Annotated in this window: 27 protein-coding genes; 11 read left to right on the top strand and 16 right to left on the bottom strand. The window is 68.1% G+C overall.

What is annotated here, in order from left to right; translation table 11 throughout:
- Complete coding sequence (locus BEMPMBAN_RS18035; RefSeq protein WP_234897555.1) at window positions 1–603, top strand: TIGR03086 family metal-binding protein; 603 nt, start codon at window positions 1–3, stop codon at window positions 601–603.
- 13 nt (window positions 604–616) lie between these two features.
- Here BEMPMBAN_RS18035 and BEMPMBAN_RS18030 read toward each other — a convergent pair whose 3' ends face one another.
- Together BEMPMBAN_RS18030 and BEMPMBAN_RS18025 are read right to left on the bottom strand one after the other, a co-directional pair.
- Window positions 617–2,263 carry a SulP family inorganic anion transporter gene (locus BEMPMBAN_RS18030; protein ID WP_159232562.1) on the bottom strand — a complete coding sequence of 549 codons (1,647 nt, stop codon included), beginning with the start codon at window positions 2,261–2,263 and terminating at the stop codon, window positions 617–619.
- Window positions 2,260–2,637 carry an ArsR/SmtB family transcription factor gene (locus BEMPMBAN_RS18025; RefSeq protein ID WP_159232560.1) on the bottom strand — a complete coding sequence of 126 codons (378 nt, stop codon included), beginning with the start codon at window positions 2,635–2,637 and terminating at the stop codon, window positions 2,260–2,262. Before BEMPMBAN_RS18025 ends, BEMPMBAN_RS18030 begins: the two co-directional genes overlap by 4 nt.
- Window positions 2,638–2,755: 118 nt before the next feature.
- Here BEMPMBAN_RS18025 and BEMPMBAN_RS18020 point away from each other — a divergent pair, with 118 nt between their 5' ends.
- Both BEMPMBAN_RS18020 and BEMPMBAN_RS18015 read left to right on the top strand, forming a co-directional pair.
- The gene (locus tag BEMPMBAN_RS18020; RefSeq protein WP_159232558.1) at window positions 2,756–3,760 is read left to right on the top strand and encodes a PHP domain-containing protein; all 1,005 of its coding nucleotides are present in this window, start codon (window positions 2,756–2,758) and stop codon (window positions 3,758–3,760) included.
- 130 nt (window positions 3,761–3,890) lie between these two features.
- Window positions 3,891–6,626 carry a Vgb family protein gene (locus BEMPMBAN_RS18015; protein ID WP_159232556.1) on the top strand — a complete coding sequence of 912 codons (2,736 nt, stop codon included), beginning with the start codon at window positions 3,891–3,893 and terminating at the stop codon, window positions 6,624–6,626.
- A gap of 9 nt (window positions 6,627–6,635) precedes the next feature.
- On the opposite strand, the gene dinB is transcribed toward BEMPMBAN_RS18015, so the two are convergent.
- Together dinB and BEMPMBAN_RS18005 are read right to left on the bottom strand one after the other, a co-directional pair.
- On the bottom strand, window positions 6,636–7,853 hold the full coding sequence (gene dinB / locus BEMPMBAN_RS18010; protein WP_159232554.1) for a DNA polymerase IV: 1,218 nt from the start codon (window positions 7,851–7,853) through the stop codon (window positions 6,636–6,638).
- A 23-nt stretch (window positions 7,854–7,876) separates the two neighbouring features.
- On the bottom strand, window positions 7,877–8,527 hold the full coding sequence (locus BEMPMBAN_RS18005; RefSeq protein WP_200846027.1) for a TetR/AcrR family transcriptional regulator: 651 nt from the start codon (window positions 8,525–8,527) through the stop codon (window positions 7,877–7,879).
- 76 nt (window positions 8,528–8,603) lie between these two features.
- On the opposite strand from BEMPMBAN_RS18005, the gene BEMPMBAN_RS18000 reads away from it, so the two are divergent.
- Window positions 8,604–10,079: a flavin-containing monooxygenase gene (locus BEMPMBAN_RS18000; protein ID WP_159232548.1), complete on the top strand. Its 1,476-nt coding sequence runs from the start codon at window positions 8,604–8,606 to the stop codon at window positions 10,077–10,079.
- 55 nt (window positions 10,080–10,134) lie between these two features.
- Here the strand turns inward: BEMPMBAN_RS18000 and rraA are convergent, their stop codons facing one another.
- The 5 genes from rraA to BEMPMBAN_RS17975 all read right to left on the bottom strand — a co-directional run bounded on the left by rraA (window position 10,135) and on the right by BEMPMBAN_RS17975 (window position 13,369).
- Window positions 10,135–10,623, bottom strand: coding sequence for a ribonuclease E activity regulator RraA (gene rraA / locus BEMPMBAN_RS17995; protein WP_159232546.1), 489 nt, complete (start codon window positions 10,621–10,623; stop codon window positions 10,135–10,137).
- 54 nt (window positions 10,624–10,677) lie between these two features.
- Entirely contained in the window at window positions 10,678–11,133 is a 456-nt protein-coding gene (locus tag BEMPMBAN_RS17990; protein ID WP_159232544.1) for a hypothetical protein, read from the bottom strand.
- A 79-nt stretch (window positions 11,134–11,212) separates the two neighbouring features.
- The gene (locus BEMPMBAN_RS17985) at window positions 11,213–12,157 is read right to left on the bottom strand and encodes a CopD family protein (protein WP_159232542.1); all 945 of its coding nucleotides are present in this window, start codon (window positions 12,155–12,157) and stop codon (window positions 11,213–11,215) included.
- Entirely contained in the window at window positions 12,133–12,702 is a 570-nt protein-coding gene (locus BEMPMBAN_RS17980; protein ID WP_159232540.1) for a copper resistance CopC family protein, read from the bottom strand. Before BEMPMBAN_RS17980 ends, BEMPMBAN_RS17985 begins: the two co-directional genes overlap by 25 nt.
- A gap of 10 nt (window positions 12,703–12,712) precedes the next feature.
- Window positions 12,713–13,369, bottom strand: coding sequence for a DUF6474 family protein (locus BEMPMBAN_RS17975; RefSeq protein WP_159232677.1), 657 nt, complete (start codon window positions 13,367–13,369; stop codon window positions 12,713–12,715).
- A 229-nt stretch (window positions 13,370–13,598) separates the two neighbouring features.
- On the opposite strand from BEMPMBAN_RS17975, the gene BEMPMBAN_RS17970 reads away from it, so the two are divergent.
- The 3 genes from BEMPMBAN_RS17970 (at window position 13,599) to BEMPMBAN_RS17960 (ending at window position 16,460) form a co-directional block, all read left to right on the top strand.
- Window positions 13,599–14,708, top strand: a complete 1,110-nt coding sequence (locus BEMPMBAN_RS17970) for a hypothetical protein (RefSeq protein WP_159232538.1) — start codon at window positions 13,599–13,601, stop codon at window positions 14,706–14,708.
- Between the two features lie 61 nt (window positions 14,709–14,769).
- Complete coding sequence (locus tag BEMPMBAN_RS17965) at window positions 14,770–15,261, top strand: ImmA/IrrE family metallo-endopeptidase (RefSeq protein WP_159232536.1); 492 nt, start codon at window positions 14,770–14,772, stop codon at window positions 15,259–15,261.
- On the top strand, window positions 15,258–16,460 hold the full coding sequence (locus BEMPMBAN_RS17960; protein WP_234897553.1) for a hypothetical protein: 1,203 nt from the start codon (window positions 15,258–15,260) through the stop codon (window positions 16,458–16,460). Before BEMPMBAN_RS17965 ends, BEMPMBAN_RS17960 begins: the two co-directional genes overlap by 4 nt.
- On the opposite strand, the gene BEMPMBAN_RS17955 is transcribed toward BEMPMBAN_RS17960, so the two are convergent.
- From BEMPMBAN_RS17955 to sodN, 4 genes are all read right to left on the bottom strand, one after another.
- Window positions 16,457–16,855, bottom strand: coding sequence for a helix-turn-helix domain-containing protein (locus BEMPMBAN_RS17955; protein ID WP_159232534.1), 399 nt, complete (start codon window positions 16,853–16,855; stop codon window positions 16,457–16,459). The genes BEMPMBAN_RS17960 and BEMPMBAN_RS17955 overlap by 4 nt on opposite strands.
- Window positions 16,856–17,306: 451 nt before the next feature.
- Window positions 17,307–17,996, bottom strand: a complete 690-nt coding sequence (locus BEMPMBAN_RS17950) for a TMEM165/GDT1 family protein (RefSeq protein ID WP_159232532.1) — start codon at window positions 17,994–17,996, stop codon at window positions 17,307–17,309.
- A gap of 266 nt (window positions 17,997–18,262) precedes the next feature.
- Window positions 18,263–18,796, bottom strand: a complete 534-nt coding sequence (locus tag BEMPMBAN_RS17945) for a peptidase (RefSeq protein ID WP_159232530.1) — start codon at window positions 18,794–18,796, stop codon at window positions 18,263–18,265.
- A 176-nt stretch (window positions 18,797–18,972) separates the two neighbouring features.
- On the bottom strand, window positions 18,973–19,395 hold the full coding sequence (sodN, locus tag BEMPMBAN_RS17940) for a superoxide dismutase, Ni (RefSeq protein ID WP_159232528.1): 423 nt from the start codon (window positions 19,393–19,395) through the stop codon (window positions 18,973–18,975).
- A 22-nt stretch (window positions 19,396–19,417) separates the two neighbouring features.
- Between sodN and BEMPMBAN_RS17935 the strand changes: the two genes are divergently transcribed.
- Complete coding sequence (locus BEMPMBAN_RS17935; protein ID WP_337761917.1) at window positions 19,418–19,798, top strand: S26 family signal peptidase; 381 nt, start codon at window positions 19,418–19,420, stop codon at window positions 19,796–19,798.
- Here the strand turns inward: BEMPMBAN_RS17935 and BEMPMBAN_RS17930 are convergent.
- Window positions 19,749–19,907: a hypothetical protein gene (locus BEMPMBAN_RS17930; protein WP_200846026.1), complete on the bottom strand. Its 159-nt coding sequence runs from the start codon at window positions 19,905–19,907 to the stop codon at window positions 19,749–19,751. The two genes, BEMPMBAN_RS17935 and BEMPMBAN_RS17930, sit on opposite strands and share 50 nt — an antisense overlap.
- 372 nt (window positions 19,908–20,279) lie before the next feature.
- On the opposite strand from BEMPMBAN_RS17930, the gene BEMPMBAN_RS17925 reads away from it, so the two are divergent.
- The 3 genes from BEMPMBAN_RS17925 to BEMPMBAN_RS17915 all read left to right on the top strand — a co-directional run bounded on the left by BEMPMBAN_RS17925 (window position 20,280) and on the right by BEMPMBAN_RS17915 (window position 22,561).
- On the top strand, window positions 20,280–20,621 hold the full coding sequence (locus BEMPMBAN_RS17925) for a rhodanese-like domain-containing protein (RefSeq protein WP_159232526.1): 342 nt from the start codon (window positions 20,280–20,282) through the stop codon (window positions 20,619–20,621).
- A 64-nt stretch (window positions 20,622–20,685) separates the two neighbouring features.
- Window positions 20,686–21,735, top strand: coding sequence for a DUF4328 domain-containing protein (locus BEMPMBAN_RS17920; protein ID WP_159232524.1), 1,050 nt, complete (start codon window positions 20,686–20,688; stop codon window positions 21,733–21,735).
- A 4-nt stretch (window positions 21,736–21,739) separates the two neighbouring features.
- Window positions 21,740–22,561: a glycerophosphodiester phosphodiesterase gene (locus BEMPMBAN_RS17915; RefSeq protein ID WP_159232522.1), complete on the top strand. Its 822-nt coding sequence runs from the start codon at window positions 21,740–21,742 to the stop codon at window positions 22,559–22,561.
- On the opposite strand, the gene BEMPMBAN_RS17910 is transcribed toward BEMPMBAN_RS17915, so the two are convergent.
- Both BEMPMBAN_RS17910 and BEMPMBAN_RS17905 read right to left on the bottom strand, forming a co-directional pair.
- Window positions 22,558–23,112 carry a ferritin gene (locus BEMPMBAN_RS17910; protein WP_159232520.1) on the bottom strand — a complete coding sequence of 185 codons (555 nt, stop codon included), beginning with the start codon at window positions 23,110–23,112 and terminating at the stop codon, window positions 22,558–22,560. The genes BEMPMBAN_RS17915 and BEMPMBAN_RS17910 overlap by 4 nt on opposite strands.
- A 124-nt stretch (window positions 23,113–23,236) precedes the next feature.
- Window positions 23,237–24,362 (bottom strand): LCP family protein (locus BEMPMBAN_RS17905; protein WP_234897552.1); only part of this gene is annotated, 1,126 nt, incomplete at its 5' end.

The raw sequence follows: 24,362 nt of genomic DNA, 5'->3' as shown, positions 1-24,362 counted from the left end.
ATGAGTTTCCCGCCGGGCACGAGTCGTAATGCCGTGATCGATTTCAGCGAGGCATGCCGCCGCACCACCGCGGTGTTGAACAACGTCCGGGACGACCAACTCGATGCGCCGACGCCGTGCGCCGAGATGCCGTTGCGCGCGCTGGTGGCCCATGTCGGGGGACTCGCCGTCGCGTTCGCCGCCGCGGCACGAAAAGACCTGGGTCCGTTGACCGACGCACCGCCGGAGGAAGGTGGTGATCTGGAGCCGGACTGGCGCTCGGCCTATCCCGCGAACCTCGCGGAGCTGGCGAAGGCGTGGCGGGAACCCGACGCCTGGGCGGGGATGACCCGGGCGGGGGGCGTTGACCTACCCGGTGACGTGGCGGGCGCGGTGGCGCTGTCGGAGGTGGTCATCCACGGCTGGGATGTGGCCCGGGCTTCCGGCCAGCCCTACGACGTCGACGCTGCCACCGCCGAGGCGTGTCTGGCTCACCTCGCGCAGTTCGAACCGTCGGGCACCGAGGGGTTGTTCGGTCCGGCGATCACCGTGTCGGAGGACGCACCCGCCATCGACCGCATCGCCGGGCGTAGTGGCCGGGACCCGGCGTGGACTGCCGGCTGAACGCGGGCTGATCTCAGTGGGGCTGGCGGCTCACATGGGTGCGGGCATGCTCGATGGCCTCGTCGAGGGTGTCGACGAGATGGCGTTCGTGACGCAGCGATTCGAAGACGCCGACGTTGGCCAGCAACGCGTTGTGCTCTGGGCGCACGCCCTTGATGATGACGGTGACACCTCGGCCCTCCAGTTCGGTGCAGATCTGGGCCAAGGTGTGCGCGCCGGTGGCGTCGAGCATGCCCAGCTGTGACATCCGGATGATCACCACCGAGGTTCGTGGCCCTTCGGCATCCGCGATCGCAGTCGAGATCCGCTCGGCGACACCAAAGAACATCGCCCCGTCCAGGCGCAGCAGGGCGATCTCCTCGTCACCCGGCCGGTGTGGACCGGGAAGCTCCTCCCGCAACACACTGCTGCGGCGCGCGACGCTGCGCAGCGCGAAGAACGCGGCGACGACGACGCCGATCTCCACCGCCTCGATCAGGTCGAAGCACACCGTGATCACGGCCGTCAGGATGAATGTCAGTGCATCAGAACGAGTGGAACGCATGATCTTTCGCACGGTGGACGCCGAGATCATCCGGAACGAGGTCACCATCAGCACACCGGCCAGCGCCGAGAGCGGGATTGCCGACACCGGCCCTGTCGCCAGGTAGACCACGCCCAGCAGGACCAGCGAGTGCACGATCGCCGAGACGCGGGTGCAGGCGCCGGATCTGACGTTGACCGCGGTACGGGCTATCGCGCCGGTAGCGGGCATGCCGCCGAACATTCCGGAGGCGACGGAGGCGAGTCCCTGGCCCACGAGCTCGCGGTCGGGATCGTAGGGACCGGTGGGTGCCATCGTCGCTGCTACCCGCGCGGACAGCAGCGACTCGATCGCGGCCAGCGCCGCGATGGCCAGCGCGGCGCCCACCAGGTCGCGAAGTGCGCCGAGGTCCGCGTGCGGCAGTACCGGCGCGGGAAGGTGTGAAGGCAGTTCACCGATGCTGGCGACCGGTATGCCCAGGGCCACGACCAGCACGGTGGCGGCGACGACGGCGCTCAGCGATTCCGGGATGCTGGGGTGCAGGCGGGGCAGCACGATCATCAGCAGCGCGATGAACGCCACCACCCCAAGGCTTTTCCAGGCTAGAGCCCAGTCGGCATGGCTGACGACGTGCCAGGCGGCGACCAGGGTGCGGTCGCCGGGCGTGCTCGTCGTGGAGAAGGCCGCGGGCAGCTGCTGCAGGAAGATGATGGCGGCGATCCCGAGGGTGAAGCCCTCGATCACCGGCCAGGGAATGAACGTCACAGCGCGCCCCAATCCGGTGACACCGGCGGCCAGCACGATCAGCCCAGCGAGCACGGTGACCAGGGCGACACTGCCGACCCCGTGCAGGACGACGATCGGGGCGAGCACCACTGCCATCGCGCCCGTCGGTCCCGACACCTGTACGTGTGAGCCGCCGAACACCGCGGCCACCAGTCCGGCGATGACAGCGGTGATGAGACCGGCGGCCGCGCCGACTCCGGAGCTGATGCCGAACGCAAGAGCCAGGGGGAGCGCGACCACGCCGACGGTGACGCCGGCCAGGATGTCGCGGCGCCACGATCGGGGAAGGTCGGAGTAGTCGCGGCGGTTGGGCAGCAGGCGGGCGAGATTGTTCGCCGCTGAGGCGATCATCGGGGAGGTTGCACGGGCGGCAGTGCCCGGATCGCTTCGAGGTGATCACGCTGCGCGCCGAGGGTGTCGGCGAGGAAAGTCCGGGCGATGACCAGCAACTCGGAGATCTTCGGGTGGGCGAGTTGATAGAACACCGCGTTGCCGACGCGCTGGCCGCTCACGGCATGGTGCCGCTTGAGCACCGCCAGGTGCTGGGAGAGCAACGTCGCCTCGATACCGGTCTCGGCGAGGATCTCGCTCACCGGCGTCGGCGCGCCGGCGGTGGACAGGATCTCCAGGATGCGGATCCGGGCCGGATGGGCCAGCGCCTTGAACAGGTTGGCCTTGATCTCGTAGAGGGGGCGGTCGGCCGCATCCGGGACACGATCAGGCACGGACACCTCGCGGATTGATGGATTGAGAGAATACTCAATCCACTGTAGCCGTCCGCGTCGCCGAATCCGTCAACTGTGGTGTGTCTAACCCGGAGCCGAATTTGGGCACACTGGACCCATGGACCCGGTCACCGCGCTGCGTCAGATCGCGTACTACAAGGACCGCGCGCGCGAGGACCCCCGCCGGGTGATGGCCTACCGCAACGCCGCCGACGTCGTCGAAGCGCTCACCGACGAGCAGCGGGACCGGCACGGCGCGGCCAACAGCTGGCAGACGTTGCCCCAGATCGGACCCAAGACCGCGAAGGTCATCGCACAGGCGTGGGCGGGACGTGAACCCGACGCGCTGACCGAGCTGCGCGGCGCCGCCGTCGACATCGGGGGCGGCGACGTCCGCGCAGCATTACGCGGCGACCTGCACGTGCACTCCAACTGGTCCGACGGCTCGGCGCCGATCGAGGAGATGATGCTGGCCGCGCGTGCTCTGGGGCACGAGTACTGCGCACTCACCGATCACTCACCGCGGTTGCGGATCGCCAACGGCTTGTCACCCGAGCGGCTGCGTCACCAGCTCGACGTCATCGACGAGCTCCGCGAAAAGGTGGAGCCGATGCGGATTCTCACCGGGATCGAGGTCGACATCCTCGAGGACGGCTCCCTCGACCAGGACACTGACCTGCTCGAGCGGCTCGACATCGTCGTCGCCAGTGTGCACTCGAAGCTCGCCATGGACGCCCCGTCGATGACCCGGCGGATGATCAGGGCCGTGACCAACCCACACACCGATGTGCTCGGCCACTGCACCGGCCGGCTCGTCACCGGGGGCCGCGGGCAACGGCCCGAGTCCAAGTTCGACGCCGAGAAGGTGTTCACCGCCTGCCGGGACAGCGGCACCGCCGTCGAGATCAACTCCCGTCCGGAGAGGCGCGATCCGCCGACCCGGCTGCTCAAGCTCGCGATGGAGATCGGCTGCGTGTTCTCCATCGACACCGACTCCCACGCCCCTGGCCAGCTGGAATTTCTCGGCTACGGCGCCCAGCGTGCGCTCGACAACGGGCTGACAGCCGACCGGATCGTCAACAGCTGGTCCGCTGAACAGCTGCTGGAGTGGACGACGTCCTGAGTCGGTCCGGGGAGATTAATTCACGAAGAACAATTTGCGTTCGCACAGAAAGCGTATTGGCGCAGGCGTAAATTTCGAGGCCTATTGCGGCCTGAAGGGCCGCCACCTAGGCAAAACAGGAGACCGGCCCATGCGCACCTCAAACCACGCAGCACGCATCGGTGGCCTGGCTCTGGCGGTGGGGCTCGGTGTCGCCGTCACCACCGGCCAGGCGGTGGCCGGTGCCGAAGTGCCGGACTCGGCTCGAAGTGACTCCGCCTCATCGGAGAAGCGGTCCGGTGTGCCGTCGGGGCCGGACGACTCCGCGACCGCTGGCAACGACGATCAGGCCGACGCCGACCAAAGCGACCAAGACGGCCAAGACGACCAAGACGGCCAAGACGACCAAGCCGACGAAGACGGCCAAGACGACCAAGACGACCAAGCCGACGAAGCCGACGAAGCCGACGGAGCCGACGAAGCCGACGAAGAGGAGGAAGCCGACGAAGCCGACGAAGAGGAGGAAGCCGACGAAGGCGACGCAACGGGCGACGCCGACGCAGACGACGAAGGCGACGAAGCCGACGAACGCGGGTCGGCGACTGGTCAGGACTCCACACCGCGGCCTGTTGTGGAGACCGAAGAAGTAGCTACTCGTGTCGACATCGAGGCCACTCCCGCCGGCGGACCGGTCATCGACTCATCGCAGTCCGGCGCTTCGACGGAGCAGTCATCCATGCAGCTCGCGGAGCACGCTGAGGCCCAAGCATTCTCGAGTGTGGTCGGAGAGGTCGACACTGCGGCGGTGACCACAGAGGACACCACCGCAGATCCGCTGCCGGTGGCCAGGACGCCGGTCGGCCTGTTCACCGGAGTGTTGGCATTCCTGGGTTTGAAGCCGGGTCCGGTCGGATCGCCGGTCACACCGTGGACCCGACTGGTGGAGTTCATCTGGGTGGCCACCCGCCGCGTCGAGTACACGCTTTTCAATTTCAGCCCCCGTGCCACCGAGACCGTCTACACCGTCGCCCCGGGGACCGGAATGGTCACAGGAGTCATCGGCGCCATCGACCCAGACCCCGAGGACACGTTGCGGTACTCGGTGCTGACCGATCCTGAGTTCGGGGTCCTCGAGCTGGACTCCGATGGCGAGTTCACCTACACCCCGGATCCCGCGGCCGGCTCTCCGCAGATCGTGCGGTTCGCCGTACAGGTGGACGAGATCGCGGCGTATCCGCACCTGCATCTGCTGTCGTGGACGGGTCCCACCATCACGATCGACGTCGAACTCAGGATCGACAACGTCAACTCCGCGCCGACCCTGGCGGTCGGGCGCAGCGAACCGGGTGCCGACGGGTCGGTCACCTTCACGGCCGTCCCCACCGACGTCGACGGTGACGCGGTGCTCATCCAGCCGGACTACGACGCCGCCGTCGGCACCCTCACCGAGATCGAGGAGCGCGTCTACCGGTGGACCCCGTCGCCGGACTATGCCCATGGGCTCACTGAGCCGGTCGAGACGTCCGTCGGGTTCACCGCTGTCGACGAGTTCGGCGCCGCATCGGCCGCGGTGGTGCTGTCGGTTCTGGTCGAACCGCAGAACTCACTGCCGGTGGTCGCAGTCGACGCATCCGAGCTCGACGCTGAAGGCCGTGCCGTGATCGACCTTCAGTACACCGATGCCGACGGCGATGGTGTCCGCGTGCTCGGCGAGGCCGCCGAGCATGGCAGCTATGTCCAGGTGACCGTCCTCGATGCCTCAGGCGAGGTGGTCGAGGTGATCGCAGCACCGGTAACACTCGACTTCCTGCTGCGGGACGGAGACAGGGCCAGCATCGTCTACCAGGCGGTTCCCGGCGACACCGACCTCACGGAGGTGATCACCTTCGCCGTCGACGACGGCCACGGCGGGATCACCGACGCGGCGCTGAGCATCGACATTCCGGCCGCCGACACCGACGAGGTGCTCACCTTCCCCGGGTTCAACCGCGGTTCGGTGCTCGTCGACGCCGTGGGCTCGGGTCGAATCTACGTGGTGTCCGACCGCACCCTCTACGTCGTGGACCCGGCCACAGGTACGACGTTGAACACCATGGACCTCGGTGCCGTGCCGGCCAGCGTCGTGGTCTCCCCGGACGGTCGGCACGCCTATGTCGCCCGGTTCAGCTCCGACGTCATTCCGGTGCTCAAAGTCGATCTGGAGACGGGTGAGATCGTCGAGATCGGTGGTGCGCGCCAAGCCGGCTCGATGGCGGTCAGTCCGGACGGCAGCACCCTCTACGTGGTGGGCAATCAGGCCTCGGAGATCTACGCGATCAACACCGAGACCGGCGCGTTCGCCGTGCCCTTCTACGCCGGTTCTCAGTCCTTCGGTGAACCCAGCGTGGCGGTGAGCGCCGACGGGGCCACGCTGTACGTCGGCATGCTCACCAACGACCTGGCGATCATCACGATCGCCACCGGTGCGGTGACCAGCGTGGATCTCGGCGAGACACCGCCCTCTCTCGTTGGGACCCAGAGCATCGCCGTGGACGCGGACCGGGTCTACGTGACGGACAAGGTGAACGGCAGCCTGGTGGTCGTCGGCGCGACGACCCGGGCCGTGATCGCGACGATCGACGTCGGGGGAGCGCCTACCGCTGTCGCGTACGCCCCAGATCGGGAGTTCGTCTTCGTCGCCGGTGGGGACCGCGACATCGTCTCGGTGATCCGGCCCGGCGCCGGGGAGGTGGCGCTGACCGTCCCGGTCTCCGGCGGCGTCGGCGACCTCGACGTCAGCGGTGACGGTGAGCTCCTGTTCGTCACCACCGCGGCGGGTGTGCAGATCTTGGAGATGGCGGAAATCCGGGCCTTGGCGGAAGCGGCCGAGGCGGCGTCGACGGTCTGAGCCGCACGCTCAGTCCGGCAGCAGCGGCATCTCCAGACCCGGGTCCCGGCCGACCAGCACCCCGCGGGTCAGCGCGGCGTTGCCGTAGCGGCCCCGAACCTTGTCGATCGCGGCGTCGACGCTGGTCATATCGACAGCCATGGAAGGGCAAGCGAACGGGAGTTCCAGCTGCTGGGCCCCGTCGCGGTCGATGTTGCACACCGCGAACCCGACAAGCGTCAGCCCACGTTCGGCGATCAGTGGGCCGGCAGCCGCGACCAGGACACGGGCGGCGCCGAGGATCACCTCCGTCGACGCCGTGGCCCGCGGCATCGTGTGGGACCGGGTGGCCCGGCCGAAGTCGTCGAACCGCAACCGCAACACCACGGTGCGCCCGCAGCGTTGCGCCTTGCGCATCCGCCGGGTGATGCGGTCGATCAGGTTGACGACGACCGCGTCCACCTCGGCCGGCGTCATCATGTTGCCGGCCCGGCCCAGCGCTCGCTGCGCCCCGACCGAGCGGCGGCGGTGCCCTGTCAGCACCCGGCGACGGTCGATGTTGTGGGACAACGTGAACAGCTGACGGCCCATGGCGGGGCCGACCATCGAGCCCAGCATCGATTCGCCGAGTTCGGCCACGTCGGCGACGGTGTTGATGCCGTGCGCGTGGAGTTTGTCGGCCGTTTTGGCGCCGACCCCCCACAGCCGTCGCACCGGCAGCGGATGCAGGAACGCCAACTCACGGTCCGGCGGCACCAGCAGCAACCCGTCTGGCTTGGCTTCCTGGCTGGCGACCTTGGCCAGGAACTTGGTACGGGCGATACCGACGGTGATCGGCAGGCCGACCCGCTCGCGCACCTGCTCGCGTAACCGGGCGCCGATCTGCAGCGGGGTGCCCGCCACCCGGCGCAACCCGGAGACGTCGAGAAACGCCTCGTCCACCGACAGCGGCTCGACCACCGGGGAGGTGTCGTGGAACACCTCGAACACTGCGGAGCTGGCCTGTGAGTACGCGGCCATCCGGGGCGAGACGACCAGGGCGTGCGGGCACAGCGCCCGGGCCTGGCGTCCACCCATCGCCGTGCGCACGCCGTAGGCCTTCGCCTCGTAGCTCGCGGCCAGAACCACGCCACCGCCCACGATCACGGGCCGCCCGCGCAGCGCCGGATCGTCGCGCTGCTCGACCGATGCATAGAACGAGTCGAGGTCGGCGTGCAGGATGCTCGCCACCGCTTCGGACACGAACACATGTTCGCATCCAGGACCGACAGCTAGGGCGTATCGCCGTAGATGCTGGTGGTCCAGATGTGCACGAGGTTGTCGAGCACCCGATGGTCGGGCAGGGCGGGCTGGTGGCCGGCGAACGACGCCGTCATCACCGCTTCGTTGAGCAGGTTCAGCGACGTTGACAACTCGACTGCGGGCAGCGTCACCGGTGCGGCCCCGGCAGCCCGTTCGACCTCGATCACCGCGGCGATGTGGTCGATCCAGCGCTGCATCGAGGTCGCCCACAGGGCGCGGGCCTCGGAGTTGGCGGACTTGACCGCGACGGTGGCGGCACAGACCGCGCGATGGGCGCCGAAGGTCTGGAAGAACGCATTGATGCCGTCGCGCCAGATGCCGAGGCGGTCGGCGGACCGACCCGCGATCAGCCCCTGCAGGGCGGTGTCGGCTTCGTCGATCACCCGCTCGAGCAGGGTCAACAGCACCGCGTCCTTGGACGGGAAATAGAAGTAGAACGTCGGCCGGGAGATCCCGGCGCCCTTGGCGAGGTCGTCGACCGAGATCTCGGCCAGCGACCGGTCCTCGAGGAGTCGCTCCGCGGTCTCGAGGATGGCCAGTTCACGGTCGTCGCCGGAAGGGCGTGCGGCGCGTCTGCCCCGGCCGGGGCGCGCCTGGCTGGCAGTTTCCGCTGTACTCACCCCGTTGACTTTACAGCATGTCGATTTTCTCAACAGGGTGTTGACTCATTCAACACAGCGTTGATAGCTTGACACCATGACCGAATTTGTCGACGTAGTCATCGTGGGAGCCGGGATCTCCGGCATCAGTGCCGCCTGGCATCTGCAAGACCGCTGTCCCGAAAAGAGCTATGTGATCCTGGAACGCCGTGCCAACCTCGGCGGCACCTGGGACCTGTTCAAGTACCCCGGTATCCGTTCGGACTCCGACATGTTCACGCTGGGTTTCCGGTTCAAGCCGTGGACGTCCGAGAAGGCCATCGCCGACGGCCACGACATCATGACCTACCTGAAGGACACCGTCGCCGAGTACGGCATCGACAAGCACATCCGCTACGGCCAGAACGTCAAGTCCGCCGACTGGTCCGACGCCGACAACCGCTGGACGGTCACCGTGGATCGGGACGGTGAACAGGTCGAGATCTCCGCACGCTATCTGATGGCATGCAGTGGCTACTACAACTACGACCAGGGCTACTCGCCCGAGTTCGCGGGCTCGCAGGACTTCGAGGGCACCATCATCCACCCGCAACACTGGCCCGAGGACCTCGACTACGCCGGCAAGCGGATCGTGGTGATCGGCAGCGGCGCCACGGCAGTCACTCTCATTCCGGCACTTGTCAATTCGGGTTCCGGCCACGTGACGATGTTGCAGCGCTCGCCGACGTTCATCGCGGCACTGCCCGACGTCGACCCGTTCACGGTGCAGACCAACAAGCGCCTTCCCGAGAAGGCGGCCTACGTGCTGAACCGGTGGAAGAGCATCCTGGCGCAGTCCGGCCAGTATCAGATCGCGCGCCGGTTCCCGGACATGTTCCGCAAACAGCTGTTGACGATGGCCCGCCGCAGGTTGCCCGAGGGCTACGACGTCGACAAGCACTTCAACCCGCGGTACAACCCGTGGGACGAGCGAGTGTGCCTGGCGCCCAACGGGGATCTGTTCAAGACCATCCGTGCCGGCAAGGCCGACGTCGTCACCGACACCATCGAGCGGTTCACCAAGACCGGGATCAAGCTGTCGTCCGGCAAGCAGCTCGAGGCCGATATCATCGTCACGGCAACGGGTTTGAACCTACAGCTGTTCGGCGGGGCGACGATCTCCCGCAACGGCAAGCCGATCGAGCTCAACGACACCATGGCCTACAAGGGCACGATGCTCACCGATATGCCGAACATGGCGTTCACGATCGGATACACCAATGCGTCCTGGACGCTGAAAGCCGATCTGGTGTCGGAGTTCTTCTGCCGGGTCATCAACTACATGGACGACAACGGATACGACAAGGTCGAACCGAAGCACCCCGGCAACGCCGTCGACGAACGGCCGCTGATGGACTTCACCCCAGGCTATGTGCTGCGCGCACTGGACTACCTGCCCAAGGCGGGGTCACGCGCGCCGTGGCGGCTCAAGCAGAACTACCTGCTCGACCTGCAGTTGATCCGCAGGGGCAAGGTCGACGACGCCGCCTTGGAGTTCTCCAGGCACCGGGTGCCTGCGGCCAGCTCCGCGTAGCCAGGCCGGTCAGCCTCCGGCGACGACGGCTATTGGTCGCCTGCGGCGACGACGGCTATTGGTCGCCTGCGGCGACGACAACAATCCCGTCGTCGTCGCTGTAGGCGATCTGGCCGGGGACGAACACCACGCCGCCGAACTCCACTGCCGCATCGCGCACCCCGTCACCGGTCTTGGTGCTCTTGCGCGGATTGGTGCCCAGCGCCTTGATGCCGATGTCGAGCGTGCGCAGGGTCGCCGCGTCCCGCACCGCGCCGTTGATGATCAGGCCGGACCACCCGTTGGCACGGCCGAGTTCGGCGATCACGTCGCCGACCAGCGCGGTGTGCACGGATCCGGCGCCGTCGATCACCAGTACCCCACCATCGCCCGGTTCGCCGAGCACCGACTTGAGCAGCGCGTTGTCCTCGAAGCAACGCACCGTGGTGATGGGTCCGGCGAACGATGAACGGCCACCGTACTGGGTGAGCTGCAGATCGCAGCTACGGACGTCGGGGCCGATGTCGTCGACGAGGTCGGCGGTGGGGCGCGGCGTAACGGTCACCGCGCCATTATGACGTCGTGCACGAACTGTGCGAGCCCCGGTTCGACGTCGGCGTCAGTCGTCGTTGCCGCGCCGTGCCACATACACCACCGCGGCGATGGCGAGCAGCGCGGTGAGCAGCGCGGCCGCGATGGGCAGACGCGACGTTACGTTGTCCGCAGGCTGGGCCGGCGGGGGACCGGAGACGGCGTTGCTGGCGGTGGCGACCGCCGACTTCGCTTGTGCTGCAGCCTCGTTGGCAGCGGTACTGAGGTCGCCGTTGGTTGCGACGAGCTTGGTGGCAGCCGGTTGGGACTTTTTCGCGGGCGCCTTCTTAGCCGGTGTGGCCTTCTTGGCGGGCGCCGATTTCTTGGCGGCTGCTGCCTTCTTCGCGGGCGCCTTCTTCACCGGTTGAGCCTTCTTGGCGGGCGTGGCCGTCTTCGCGGCGGGGGGCTTGGTCGCCGGCGGCGGCTCATTTGCAGGGGTTGCGGCATCGGGACTTTCGTCGGGCCGATCCGGCTGGTCTGCCATGTCGCTGCTCCTTTTGAGTAGTCTGCACCCGGCAGTGTTCCCCATCATGCCAGGTCGCCTATCGGCCGGATTCCCGGTGTCATCCGGTCACCGCCAGTGTGGCGGCCGCGGCCAGCGTCACCGCCATCAGTCCCAGCTCGGTGTATGCCCGCGCTCGCGACACGACGGAGGTGGCCCGGTGGGCGCGGGCGGCGGGAAGCCAGCTCGACCGATTACGCCAGGCCAGCACCACGAGCACGACGGTGAGCACGACCTTGGCGGTCAGCACCCTGCCGTAGCCAGTCGCGTACAGGTCGACAGGTGACCGGAGCACCACCGCAGCGCCGAGGACGCCCGCCGCAAGCAGCACCGCGACACACACCAGGGAGAGCTGGGAGAACCGCGGCAACAGCCGCGCCCACTGGCCGCGGTGGTCGACGGTGAGCACCAGCGCGGCGAGCACCCCGCACCACAGGGCCGCTGCCAGTGCGTGCACCGCGATCGCGACGCCGCCCCACGCGCTGAGCGACAGGTGCCCGGTGAGCGGATGCCCGACGACGCCGATGCCGGCCAGGCCGGCGGCGACAACACACACCGGCACCGACCGCGGCGCCAGTGACGCGATCACCCCCACCGCCCCTGCGGCGACGACCGTGACCAGGCCCGCTCGTCCCGGCGCGGTGTCCATCGTGAACGCGACGACGGTGCGCGCCCCGAGGCTGGTGACGTCGGTCCCGGTCGCCTCGGCGGTCGCGAGGACCAGCCGGACCAGCTCGGTGACCAGCCAGATCGCCGCGGCGACGACCAGCGGCGCCCGTGCAGTCCGGATGAGTTCGTCGCGATGGCGGCCGGTGTCCAGCGCGGGCACCACGGCCAGCCCGAGCGTGAGGACGGCGGCACCGTCAGCGAGGGCCCTGGCCAGCGCCGGGGCCAACGGAGCGGCGGGATAGGCCAGCGCCCACGCCGTCACGCCTGCCGACACGGTGACGAACACGGCACCGGCCACCGCCCGGCGATGGGTCACGAATTGCGCCGAACCGCCCATAACGCGCCGGCGGCCACAAGCACTGTCACCCCGGCGACGAACGGCCAGATCGGCAGCCCGTCGGCGTCGGTGTCCGATGCCGGCGGCGGGGCGGCCGGGGCGGGCGCCGGCGATGTCGCCGGCGGCGGGGCAGCACCGGCCGCCGGCAGCAGACGGTACGACCACGAGCCCGACACGACATGCCCGTCGGCGGAGGTGGCCCGGTAGTTCACGGTGTAGTCCCCGGCTGGGGCCCCGGGACGCACTCCGACGCTGATCACCGGCCCGTCGACGGCGGGGTCGCCGTCGGACCAGCCGACACCGTCGGGACCGATCACGGTCATCGCCGCGAACTCGGCCTGCATCGGTTCGTTGAACGTCGCACTCACCCGGGTCGGCGCCTCGGTCAGCTGGGAGTTCTCGGCGGGATCCTCGGCGATCCTCGCGGCGTGGGCGGCCGCCACACCGGCCGTCGCCAGCGCACCGGTGACGAGCCCGACGGTCAGGACGGCCACGGCGACGAGCCGGGTGACGACGGCAGGTAGCTCGCGTTGGAGTGTTCTCATCGATCGAGGGTCAGGCCACGCCCAGGCGCGCCATCAGGTCGGCGTCGATTCCGTCGAGCTGTTCGGCGATCGCGGCGTGCGCCGCCCGACGGCGTGCGGTCGGCATGTTCTCGGCCGCGGTGACCGCTGCCGCCAGATCGCTGAGGCGCTCGGTGACGGCGTTGACGAACTGCTTGGTCTCCGCATCCTTCGGCTTCTTCGCCGACAACTGACGCAGGGAGTGCTCAGCACCGGCGATGCGGGCCGAGAACTGGGCGCCGTGCCCGGAGAACTGTCCGAGTTGGCTCAGCGGAACACCGAGCTTGTCTGCGCGACGTTCGTCGATCAGCCCGCGGGCGGCGATCGACGCGCGATACACCAGAGGCACCACCACCGGAGCGAGCAAACGCGACACGGTCAGCGCCCTGCGAACCTTCGTGGGGGAGAACAGCTTGCCCTCACGGACCGCCTTCAGTTCTGTTTCAGCAACCTTGAGCGCGGTCCTGTCGCTGTCACGCTGGGCCTTGAGTTGTGCCTTGAGTGCGCGAGCCTGCGCCTTCTGTTCCGCTTTGAACCGACGGACGTCGTTCTTGGCCGACAGCTTGGCTTCCAGCTTCGCCTTCGCCTTGATGGCGCGGGCTTCAGCCCTTCGGGTAGCTCGGGATTTGCGTCGCTTGAACAGGCTCATCCCTGCGGCCTCCCAGATCTTGTCGTCGACACATCCCGCCGGATGTTCGGCGGTCACGCTGACCAAACCCTAGCGTTCGGTCCGCCCCTCGGTCGCCGCGGCCCGACGACCGAGGCGTTTGGGCTTCTCAGCAAACCGCACATCGCGATTGTGCGAGAATTGGACCAATCATCTGGTCAAACGGCGCCGGCGACGTCGACGGCCATGTACGTCGAGGGGTGGTGACGACGTGGGTTCGCGTGCGCGGATGGCTGCGGCGGCCTGCCTCGTCGCTTCCTGGCTGCTGACTAGTGGTGTCGGCGCCGCCACTGCGTTCGCCGACCCAGGACAGTCAACCGGCGAGACATCGGGCCGGACGGAGACATCGGGCCGGACGGAGACATCGGGTAGGAAGTCGGACACATCGGGCAGGAAGTCGGACACATCGGGCAGGACGGACACGTCGGGCAGCAAGTCCGGCACGTCGTCGAGCGTCCGTCAGCCCGACACCGCGGAGAACCCCAGCGGCCCCGATCGCGAGGCCCCTGCCGATCGGACCGACCGGGAGCCGGCGGACCCCGCCGATCGCGAACCGGCGGCTCATGAGGACGAGGAGGACGAGCAGTCTGAGCAGGTCGACGAACCCGCGGCCGACGTGGATCCCGAGGTGGCGTTGGAGGATGGTCTCGACGTCCTCGGTCGTGACGCGGAGGCGGCAGGGGACAGGAAGCTGTGGCCACCGTGCTGTGAGAACCCGGAGCGGGATTGGGACTGCCCGCCCTGGTGGCCCTGGCCGGATCCCGACACCGACGAACCACCGGTATCCGACAGCAGCGGCGGCCGTCGCGAGGCGGAACCACCCGCCCGGCTTCCGTTCACCGTCCCCCCACGGGCGGTGCCCCCGGAGTTCTCGCCGCCGCTCGGCGAACCGATCGATCCCGACATCGTCGACACCGTGCCGGTCGGCGGGGTGGCGGACAGCGGGGTGGCCGGGGTTCCGGTGAGCGTGCCCGTGCTCGTCCCGGCTCCGATCGGCGCCGGTCCGAGGCCGGGACCCAGCGGTGGCGGGACGGGTTCCGCGCTGTCCAACGGTCCACGGCAAGGGACCGCCGAATCGCGACCCGCCCGGCAGGCGCCGCCCGCCGCCTCCGGCAGCAACGTCGCGGTGGGGTCGCCGTCCTACCGGGCCGGGTACGTCGAGTATCTGCGTGGCGCCGGCTTCGCGCAGATCGCCGTGCTCGCGGTACCGGGGCTGGCGGGAATCCTGGTGCTCACCGGCGCCGGCGGATTGCTGGGGTACCGCCAGGCCAAAGCGGGGCACGCGGTGCGCACCAGCGGCATTTCCAGGTACATGAACTGACAAGAACGGTCGCTTTGCAACAGTGAGCGGCGGATAGTGAACGACACGGAGAGGGGGTCACATGCCTGCGAGTCGGCGCGTCACCCGCGCGGTCAATGAGGTTCTCGACCTCGCCCCGAAGCAGGGGGAGGTGTCGCTGACCCGGCTGGTCGACGCGGTCGGCGCGAACCGTGGAAGGTCGATCGAGATCACGATGGCCGACCTGCCGCCCGGCGTATGCGGTCAATGGCGCCAGTTCGCGGACCACGACGTGTTCCTGATCCAGAAGGGGTTGCCCGCCTGGGATCGCACGCTGGCGCACGAGCTCGGCCATCTCGTCCTGGGGCACGAGGGAATCCCGGTGGTCCAGGCGGCCAGGGAGAACACCGAGATGGCCAGTTCCGAGCTCATCGGTTACATGCTCAACCAGCGGACCGGATGTATGGGTCCGAGCGGGGAGGATGCGGAGCAGGAAGCCGAGGACTTCGCGGCGCTGCTGATCTACCGTCTGGGCCGGCTTCCCTCCGACCGCGCGTCGATCGTCCAGGTCCGCCTCGGAGAGGCGTTTGGTTGATCGTCTGGGTGATCGCCGGTCTCCTGGGATTGGCCACCGGCCTGCGCATCGGGTGGGCGCTGGTCAACAAGCAGTCGCTGGTGAGCGCGGCGATGATCTTGGCGCTCGGCAGCCTGGGCGTGGTGGCGGCACTCAACTGGCAGCCGCTCACGCTGTTGATCGACACGCTGCTGAAGTGGCCGAACATCTCGATCGGGCTCAGTCAGGTGGCGCTGATCGGCTGCGCCGCTGGCAGCTGCGTGATGATCACCACGGTGTCTTCGGTGCGGACTCCGGCGACGGCGAAGAAGATCGCCATCGCGCAGTACAGCGTTGCGGCCCTGATCGCCGGCGTTAGCCTGGCCCTGTTCTTCGCCGGCGGACCCCAACCGGAGATGTCGCCGGAGGAGTACCTCAGACGCAATCTCGGCTCCGGCGGCACGTCGCTGCCATGGTTGCTCCCGATGCTGTACGTGCTTCTGGCGCTCAGCCTGGTGGTGTGGGCGGGCCTTCGGCACTCCAACCGCACCCGTCGCGGGCGGGCACTGTTCGTGTTCACGCTCGGGATCGTGCTGATCGTGCTTGCGCTGGCGTTTGTCATGCTGCGTGCCGTCGGCACCACCGGGCTCGTCGGGATCGGCGCCGCGGCGACCCTGCTGGGGTGCGCGATGCTCGTCATCGCCGCCGGATCGCTGCTGCCCAGCCTGGAGGACTGGTTCGGGGCGCGGCGGGAGCTGCGGATGATCCAACCGCTTCTCGACGAACTCGGCCGCCGCCATCCCGATGTCGGGATCGGGGTCCGGCCCCGGGGACCACTGGTCTTCCGGGTGGCCGAGCGGATGTCCCTGATCTCCGATGCGTTGTTCCTGGAGGCCACAGCTGCCGACGGCGCGTTACGCCGCGTGGACGCGGCCGCGACGATACACGGCGGGTCCGGCGATCTCGCCGACCTGGACCCACCGGAGGTATCGCCGGTCGAGCAGGCCGAAGTCATTGCCAGGTGGCTGCACGCCGGTAGCGACGCCACACCACGTAGCGCACACAGGACGTTTCCGGGTCTGGCCTGGCTCCGTCAACCGGCTACCTACTCGGACCGGGAATGGATCCTCGAGATCGCACGCCAGTTCCGCCGCCTCACGCCTGAGTCCGCAACCGCCAGAAGGAGTGCCCGGGCCGAGACTGATTCGCCGGCTGACCAGCCGACATCTGAACCGGGCTAATTATCCAGATTCTCGCGACGACGCAGTTCGTCGACCTTCTGCGAGATGTCCTGCTTCGCCTCGGCGGACAACCCGACCGTGCGCGCCGCAATCCGGCGAACACCTTCGTCGCGCATCCCGGCCAGCCAGGTGAGCTCCTTGTCGAGCTTCTCGTAGTACTCGTCGTCGGTGAAGTACGCGGGCTTGATCCGGAAGAAGTTGGCAAGCGCCGCCATCGTTGCCTGAGACGGGTTGGTTCGGTTGCCGGACCGCAGCTGCGACAGGTACGGCGCGGACATCGTCACGCCTTCGGCCTTGAGGGCGGCGATCACCTCGGCCGAGGTGTGCGGGCCGCGTCCTGGCGGGTAGACGACGTCGAACAGCCGGTTCAGGCGAGCGGCGAACGTATTGCTCATCGGGTTGACCTCCACATGCAGACAAGCGGTGTTTTCAGGGCGGCGTATTTGCTGATCATCGTAGCGACAGTTAAGTCCACAACCAAGTGCAAACCGAGTAAAAGTTAACCCGGTTCCCGGATGCGGTCCGCCGCTAGTGCGTCAACGGCGTCGGCGGCAGCGACTGATACCTCCAGAGTACGGTGCGGCTAAGCAAATACTAACGGCACCGTAGCGAGCATACGCCCGGCACCTGGATCGGCCCATCAGGAAAGTTTCCCCAGGTTTCCCGGGCAACCTCCGCTTCTCTGGCATCCACCGTTTTCGTCGTTTGCTGGCCGGCCGAGGGCGGCTTCCTGCCCGGTAGCTGACGATGCCGCTCCACGCCATGTGACGGACCACAGTTGGGCCACGGGCGCGCAACCCGCAGTCGGGACAAGTGTCAGTAGCCAGTGGCAGTTCGGCAGGTGTCCTACGACGTTTCCTGGGCGATGAGCTCGGCGGCCTGCCGACGGTGACGCAGCCACGACGTCACCGCGACGGCCGAGGCCAGGGCCGCCACCGCGGCGGTCACAGTGACAGCCACCCAGGGCAGGCCCAGGCCGCCGTCGAAGAACAGGAAAAGCCCGAAGAGTAGGAAAAGCACACTGGCCAGCCCATGCAGGAAACGCTCAGGCAGGCGTTTGTGCATCAGCGTTCCGACCGCGATGGCCACGCCGTCGGCCAGCACCATGCCGATCGTCGCTCCGATCCACACGCCGGCCCAGTGGTGGTCACTGGCCAGCGCGACCGTCGCCAGCATCGTCTTGTCCCCGAGCTCGGCGAGCACGAACGACGACACGATCGCGAACAGCACGAATCGAGGTTCGGCGACCCGCACCTCGTCCTCGCCGTCCTCGCTTCGGGCGCGCCAGGTCCACACCGCGAACAGCAGGAAGGCGACGGACGCGGCGAACGCGATGGGCCGTTCGGGCAGTGACACCCCGAGGAAGTGGCCGATGGCGACCGACAGACCGTGCACGAGCATGGCCGCGACGGCGACCCCGGAGAGCACCACCCACCAGCGGTGACGTAGCGAATACGTCATTGTGATCAGTTGAGACTTGTCGCCCAGTTCAGCGACGAACACCACTGCGAGGCTTACCAGAATGGCGGTGAGCATGGAAGTGACCTCTCGACGCTCCGCCGACAGGTTGATGCTCTCGACCTGACAGGCTTCGGTCGAAGGTCTCGCCCACCGCTGCTCCACTCGGAGGCGGTTCGGGTGCCGGGCTCACGCCAGTATGTCGACACCACGATTTGGGGCTACTCCCCTTCGCTGACTGCACCGACGTTAGTCGCAGATCACCGAGAGCGCCACCGCAGGGCGGGATTTCGGGCAGCCGAATCGAGCGTTATCCGAATACGAATGTCTGGATTCGAAAATGCTTACGCGGCAAGGAGCATGGCGAGGATGGCGGTGTCGGGGTGGCTGATCGGGTCGACACCGACGCGGCTCACCATCGACGTCACGGTGCCGTCCGACTCGGCTTCGACCCAGGCGGCGCGGTGCTCGAGCCCCAGATGTGGCAGGCCGGGTAACAGCACGCAGCCTGAGGCTGCGCCGTTGCACTCGGGCAGCGACGGAGTGGTTTCCGAAGGGGGGTGCAGCATCAACAGTGCCGGCGGTTGGCGGTGCGCGAAATGGCCGGGGGTCATGGCGGATTCGCCGACAACGGTGCCCTCGGCGAGGACCAGGCCGACGGTGCCGGGCTCCGGCTCGTCCGGGAGTTCTTCGCGGGCCCCGAAAACGGTTGTGGTGGAGAGCAAGCCCGGGAGCGACGCGACCCGGACCGCTACCATGAGGAGCTGCGCCCACTCCTTCGTCGAATCCGGCCAGCGTCCAGAGACCACGAAACCCTTGAGCGACCCACGCGAATGAAACGGGGCGATCTCGATCGCCCGGCCGGACCCTGGATCCATTACGCCTCCCGGCACCCTCGCAGAAATGCCCGACACGACTGTGGGTCGATTCGCTCAGGATGCGCCAGATACCCACTGGCACGCAAGTGGACACGAGTGCCAACCCGCGAAAAACAAAACCCGGCTCGGTGCAGGACCGAGCCGGGTGGTGTCAGTTGTGGTGTACCGGTGGCACGTCAGGCGGGCGGGTAGACCCCCATGCCCTTGGCCTTCTCGGTCTGCCAGAAGATGTCGGCGATCTCGTCGATGGTCTTCAGGAGCTTCTCGGCGACGGCCACGTCGAGCGACTTCTTGACGTCACCCGCGCCGTGCACACCGTCCCAGAACAGCTGGTGCAGGTTGGGGAACTGCTCGAAGTGGTCCTTGGTGAAGAAATCGGCCCACAGCACCATCAGGTGGTGCTTGACCTCTTCTGCACGCTGCTCCTTGATCAGGATCGCGCGCACCTTGAAGTGTTCGTCGTCCGAGTCGTGATACTTCTGAAGCGTCTTGAGGCAGGACAGCGCTTCGATCTTTGCCTGCGCGGGGTCGTAGACGCCGCAGTACAAGTCGCAGTGGGCGTGGGCGGGGGTGGCGTTGGAGAAAAGTCGATGCAGCATGGTCCTAACTTACCCTTAGGCCATGCGCCGTAACCATGGGCCGCGGCCTGATTCCCGTCGTTGGCCGTTGCGCAGCTTCGTGGTCGTCGAGGACTCGATGCGCCCGGCGCTGTGCCCCGGCGACGGACTGCTGGCGCTGCGTGGCGGCAATCCTCGGCGCGGCCAGTTGCGCGTCTTTCGCCATCCGACGAAGTCCTCGCACTGGCTCGTCAAGCGTGTCGGCGAGGTGTATCGCGGCGAGAAGACCGTGACGTTCGAGGCGCGCTCGGACAACCCGGACGCCGCGGGCGCCGCCGATTCCCATGATTTCGGGTGGGTGCCGGCCGCCGGGTCATACCGGGTGGTGTGGAAGATCAGAACAGGACGATCAGAGCCAGGAAGCCCAGCAGCACAAGAGCGATGAGGCCGGCGCGCAGGAACGCCATCAGCTGGCTGCGGTTGTACACGCGCGACGAGGCATGCCATTCCGACGGCGGAAAGGCGGACCCTGAGTCCATCGACGACGATGCCATCAGATGCTCCTCACCAACACGTGCGAATACCTCCCCCAGTGAGATCAGTCACACAATCGACCCTGTGACGCCGATCATAACCTCTTTTGTTCGCTGTTGAGAAATCGGGACCGGGCCACCGTCGACGGAGACCAATTACTTAGCAGTGCGAGCCATTTCGCTCACGCGGCACCGGACCTGTTGATCGCTCGGGCGTGGCGGCGGTGGGTTCATCCACAGCCACGGGGGCCTGCCGTCCCGACGGCGCGCTCAGGAGGGTTTTCGACCCCGTGGCCCTGTGCATAGACCTGTGGAAACTGTGGATAGCTTTCAGATTGCTGCCGGGCAGGCGCCCGGTGGTGCCCGGCCCCGCGCCCGTGCCAGCATGTGGTGATGGATGACACGGATGTGCCCCAGGTGGCAATCGGCGACGTGCCTGCCACGTTCGGTGACGGTGTGGTGCTGCTCGACGTGCGCGAAGACGACGAGTGGCAGCAGGGCCACGCGCCGGGGGCCCAGCACATCCCGATGGGGGACATTCCCGCGCGGATGGCTGAGGTCGACACCGCCGCCCGGCTGTACGTCATCTGCCACTCCGGCGGCCGGTCGCAGCGGGTGGCCCAGTATCTGGCGCACCAGGGCTATCAAGCGGTCAACGTCAGCGGCGGCATGTCGGCCTGGGCCGGGGCCGGTCGGCCCGTGGTCCGCGACACGGGCGGCGCCGGCACCGTCTGAGGCGAACGGACGCTGCGGTACCTGGCCGTCCGCCCACTGTCCGCCACCCCATTAGGCTGGTCGGATGATCCAGGTGTGTTCCCAGTGCGGGACGCGGTGGAACGTACGCGACCGGCAGCGGGTCTGGTGTCCACGCTGCAACGGCACGCTGCTTGCACCGTCGGGGCCCGCCAGCGCGCAGGAGTGGGGTCCCGGTCAGGCGCAGGCCCAGCCCGCTTCGCGGCGTACCGGACCCACGCTGCCGTCGGGATACCGCTGGGTTGCGGTGCGACCCGGCACGCCGCCCCCGCCGCGGCACACGCGGCGCGAGCTCGGCCCGACGCCGCGCTACCAGGTCATTCCCCGCTGGGGTCTGGTGGAACACTTCGACGCCCCCGCCGAACAGCGCGCCCAGCGCGGCGGACCGTCGGCGACCACGGTGCGGGTCACGCTGGTGGCGGCCATGGCGGTGCTCGGCGCCGCGGCATTCATTCACCTGGTGCGGTACGTGCTGCTGATCATCAACCGCACCGTGCTGCTCAACCCGTGGGTCGCCGCTGCGGCCACCTGGGGCGGCGTCGCGGTCAGCGTGGTCGCGATGTTCATCGTCGTGGCGAGCGCGCTGCTGCTGACCAACTGGCTGGTCGCGAGACGAGCGGCGGCGTTCGCCCACCGGGGGCAGCAGGAGCCGCGATCGGTGTGGGCGCTGCGTGCGGGATGTCTGATCCCGGTGGTCAACCTGGCCTGGGCACCCGTCTACGTCATCGAGTTGGCCGAGGTGGAGGCGCGTCAGAGGTGGCTGCGCCGGCCGATCGTGGTCTGGTGGGCGGTCTGGGTGCTCAGCACGGCGGTGTCGGTGTTCGCCTTCGTCACCAGCTTCAGCACCAACCCGCAAGCCATCGCCGACAACACCGTGACCACGATCGTCGCCTACCTGCTGGCACTCGCGGCCCTGCTGCTGGCGCTGCAGGTCTTCCTCGGTTTCGAGCGCCAGCCCGTGGAGCGGCCGTCGAAGCGTTGGGTGATGGTCGCCACCGACGAGCCCGAGTCGGCTCCGGCGGACCGCGAGGCAGCCCCGGAGAAGGACGAAGGCGACCCACCGGTTGAGCCCGAAGGGCAGAACCCGGCAGCATAGCGATATGAGCTCCGACGAGACGTTCGGCAGTCACCCGTTCGTGGTGGCGCACCGCGGCGCCTCGGCGGACCGTCCCGAGCACACCCTGGCCGCCTATCAGCTGGCTCTCGACGAGGGCGCCGACGGCGTCGAATGTGATGTGCGGCTGACCAAGGACGGCCACCTGGTCTGTGTCCACGACCGCAGCCTCGACCGGACCTCCACCGGAACGGGACTGGTCAGCGAGATGACCCTGGCCGAACTGCGCGAGCTGGACTACGGCGCGTGGCATCCGAGTTGGCGTGCCGACGGCAGCCATGGTGACACCGGGTTGCTGACGCTGGAAGACCTGGTCACGCTGGTGCTCGACTGGAATCGCCCGGTGAAGATGTTCATCGAGACCAAGCACCCGGTGCGTTATGGCGCGCTGGTCGAGAGCAAGGTGCTGGCGTTGCTGCATCGCTATGGCATCGCGTCACCGGCATCGGCCGCGCTGTCGAGGGCCGTGGTGATGTCGTTCTCGGCCGCGGCCGTGTGGCGGATCCGGCGCGCTGCACCGATGCTGCCGACGGTCCTGCTCGGGGAGACGTCGCGCTATCTGGGAGGCGGCGCGGCCACCACGGTCGGGGCCACCGCGGTCGGACCGTCCATCGCGACACTGCGTGACCATCCGGAACTCGTGGACCGGGCCGCCGCCCAGGGACGTGCCCTGTACTGCTGGACCGTCGATCACTACGAGGACGTGCAGTACTGCCGTGACGTGGGTGTGGCCTGGATCGCGACCAACCATCCGGGCCGCACCAAGGCGTGGCTGCAGGACGGCCTGACCGGTGCCGGTCGCGACTAGAGTGCGCCGCCTGCGGCCTTGGGTGCCACGGGATCGCCTGTGGGCGTGGCGATCTCGCGGGCGACAAAATCCTCGAGGTGGAACAGGTCCGCTCCGGCACGGTCGGCGATGCGCACCAGCGTCGTCATCAGCGCGACCTCCTCGACCTGTTCCTTGAGGAACCACTGGACGAACTGCTCGCCCAGGTAGTCACCTTCGTCGCGGGCTGTGCTGGCCAGCCGGCTGAACTGCTCGGTGACCGCCCGCTCCGAGTCGAGCGCGAGCCCGAGGGCGTCGCGTGGCGTCTGGAAACCGTTGCGGACGGGGTCCACCGCCGGGATCTCGACGAGCACGTCGCGGTCGATGAAGTACTGCACCAGCATCATCGCGTGATTGCGTTCCTCGACCGACTGCCGGTAGAAGAGCTTGGCCAACTGCGGCAGGTCGGCGCCGTCGAAATACACCGCGATGGCGAGGTACTGCTGCGAGGCGGTGAGTTCGCTGCGGACCTGTTCATCGAGCAGGCCGTGGAACTTGGTCTCGGTCGCGTCGAAAGATTCCGTAGTGGTCATGTCTCGAAGATATAGCAGGTCAAACCCTATTGTCAGCGAAGGTTGACCTAACGCAGGCCAGCATATCCTTAGTGTGAGCCGCTGCCGTGACGGTGATTACGGCTCGTCGGAGTGTTTGCCAAGGCTAGGGGTTCGCGGCGTCGAGCACATCCTGCGGGATGGCTGCGTCCGATGCCAGCGCGGCGAACAACCGCGGTGCGGCCTCACTGTCCCAGACCACGATCGAGCCGGACCCGTTGTCGGTGAACTCGCCGATCGGCACCGTCACGGTGGTGATCGACGACGGACCCCCGTGCAACGCCCACGCCAGCCGGATCAGATCCCAGAGGTTGTCGCCGTCGTCGACGGTCACGGTGTCGACCGCCGCGCGGGCCGTCGGATACCACCGCAACGGGTTCAGCAGCACGGCCGGGCTGGTGGCGCGGTCGACGAGTGCGGACATGAACTGACGCTGATTGGCCATCCGATCCAGATCAGCGCGGGGTGTCGCGCGGGTGCGGACGAACCCCAGCGCCGAGCGGCCGTCGAGTTGCTGGCATCCGGCCGGCAGGTCGATGCCGGCCAGTGGGTCACTGATCGGTTCGGTCGGGCACATGGTCACGCCGCCGACGGCGTCGACGAGGCCCGCGAACCCACCGAAACCGATCTCGGCGTAGTGGTCGACGCGCAGCCCGGTGGCCTGCTCCACGGTCTGGGTCAGCAGCGCCGGTCCGCCCAGGGTGAACGCCGCATTGACCTTGTCGGAGCCGTACCCGGGAATCGGGACATACGAATCGCGGGGGATGGACACCATCGTCGCCGGGGTCGCCGAGCCGAACCCGGGCAGATGCACCAACAGGATGGTGTCGGTGCGCGCCGAACCGGCGAAGTCCAGATCCCCACCGGTGGCCAGTTCGGCCTGCTGCTCGGGGGTGAGGCCGGCGCGGCTGTCCGAGCCGACGAGCAGCCAGGTGGTGCCCGCGCCCTGGGCCGGCCGTTGCGGATAGTCGGTCAGGGCGGTGATGCGTGTCAGCGACGTCTGTACCCAGACCCCGACGCCGACCATTGCGAGGCCGAGCGCCACCAGGCACGCCAGCAGAACGCGCAGCCAGCGCCGCACCCGTCCGGGCCGTCTGCTGGGGCGTGCCGGGGCGGCGGGCGGTGGCCCCGTCCGTGCCGAAGGCCTCGGTGTAGGTGTGTGTCGAGGTGCAGGTGTGTGTCGAGGTGGGGGAGATGCGGCCGGTGGGGGCGGCCTACGCGGAGGTGGCGGT

Origin of the sequence: Mycolicibacterium austroafricanum, from assembly GCF_902705885.1 — a bacterium.
Taxonomy (GTDB): Bacteria; Actinomycetota; Actinomycetes; order Mycobacteriales; family Mycobacteriaceae; genus Mycobacterium; species Mycobacterium vanbaalenii_A.
Note: the sequence above shows the minus strand (reverse complement) of the source record. Positions and strands in the feature narration are given on the sequence as shown.

Excerpts from the sequence above, each read along its gene's own strand:
- BEMPMBAN_RS18035 (WP_234897555.1), top strand. The coding sequence starts at position 1 with ATGAGTTTCCCGCCGGGCACGAGTCGTAATGCCGTGATCGATTTCAGC.
- BEMPMBAN_RS18030 (WP_159232562.1), bottom strand. The coding sequence starts at position 2,263 with ATGATCGCCTCAGCGGCGAACAATCTCGCCCGCCTGCTGCCCAACCGC.
- BEMPMBAN_RS18020 (WP_159232558.1), top strand. The coding sequence starts at position 2,756 with ATGGACCCGGTCACCGCGCTGCGTCAGATCGCGTACTACAAGGACCGC.
- BEMPMBAN_RS18015 (WP_159232556.1), top strand. The coding sequence starts at position 3,891 with ATGCGCACCTCAAACCACGCAGCACGCATCGGTGGCCTGGCTCTGGCG.
- BEMPMBAN_RS18000 (WP_159232548.1), top strand. The coding sequence starts at position 8,604 with ATGACCGAATTTGTCGACGTAGTCATCGTGGGAGCCGGGATCTCCGGC.
- BEMPMBAN_RS17990 (WP_159232544.1), bottom strand. The coding sequence starts at position 11,133 with ATGGCAGACCAGCCGGATCGGCCCGACGAAAGTCCCGATGCCGCAACC.
- BEMPMBAN_RS17985 (WP_159232542.1), bottom strand. The coding sequence starts at position 12,157 with ATGGGCGGTTCGGCGCAATTCGTGACCCATCGCCGGGCGGTGGCCGGT.
- BEMPMBAN_RS17980 (WP_159232540.1), bottom strand. The coding sequence starts at position 12,702 with ATGAGAACACTCCAACGCGAGCTACCTGCCGTCGTCACCCGGCTCGTC.
- BEMPMBAN_RS17975 (WP_159232677.1), bottom strand. The coding sequence starts at position 13,369 with ATGAGCCTGTTCAAGCGACGCAAATCCCGAGCTACCCGAAGGGCTGAA.
- BEMPMBAN_RS17965 (WP_159232536.1), top strand. The coding sequence starts at position 14,770 with ATGCCTGCGAGTCGGCGCGTCACCCGCGCGGTCAATGAGGTTCTCGAC.
- BEMPMBAN_RS17955 (WP_159232534.1), bottom strand. The coding sequence starts at position 16,855 with ATGAGCAATACGTTCGCCGCTCGCCTGAACCGGCTGTTCGACGTCGTC.
- BEMPMBAN_RS17950 (WP_159232532.1), bottom strand. The coding sequence starts at position 17,996 with ATGCTCACCGCCATTCTGGTAAGCCTCGCAGTGGTGTTCGTCGCTGAA.
- BEMPMBAN_RS17945 (WP_159232530.1), bottom strand. The coding sequence starts at position 18,796 with ATGGATCCAGGGTCCGGCCGGGCGATCGAGATCGCCCCGTTTCATTCG.
- sodN (WP_159232528.1), bottom strand. The coding sequence starts at position 19,395 with ATGCTGCATCGACTTTTCTCCAACGCCACCCCCGCCCACGCCCACTGC.
- BEMPMBAN_RS17935 (WP_337761917.1), top strand. The coding sequence starts at position 19,418 with ATGCGCCGTAACCATGGGCCGCGGCCTGATTCCCGTCGTTGGCCGTTG.
- BEMPMBAN_RS17930 (WP_200846026.1), bottom strand. The coding sequence starts at position 19,907 with ATGGCATCGTCGTCGATGGACTCAGGGTCCGCCTTTCCGCCGTCGGAA.
- BEMPMBAN_RS17925 (WP_159232526.1), top strand. The coding sequence starts at position 20,280 with ATGGATGACACGGATGTGCCCCAGGTGGCAATCGGCGACGTGCCTGCC.
- BEMPMBAN_RS17920 (WP_159232524.1), top strand. The coding sequence starts at position 20,686 with ATGATCCAGGTGTGTTCCCAGTGCGGGACGCGGTGGAACGTACGCGAC.
- BEMPMBAN_RS17915 (WP_159232522.1), top strand. The coding sequence starts at position 21,740 with ATGAGCTCCGACGAGACGTTCGGCAGTCACCCGTTCGTGGTGGCGCAC.
- BEMPMBAN_RS17910 (WP_159232520.1), bottom strand. The coding sequence starts at position 23,112 with ATGACCACTACGGAATCTTTCGACGCGACCGAGACCAAGTTCCACGGC.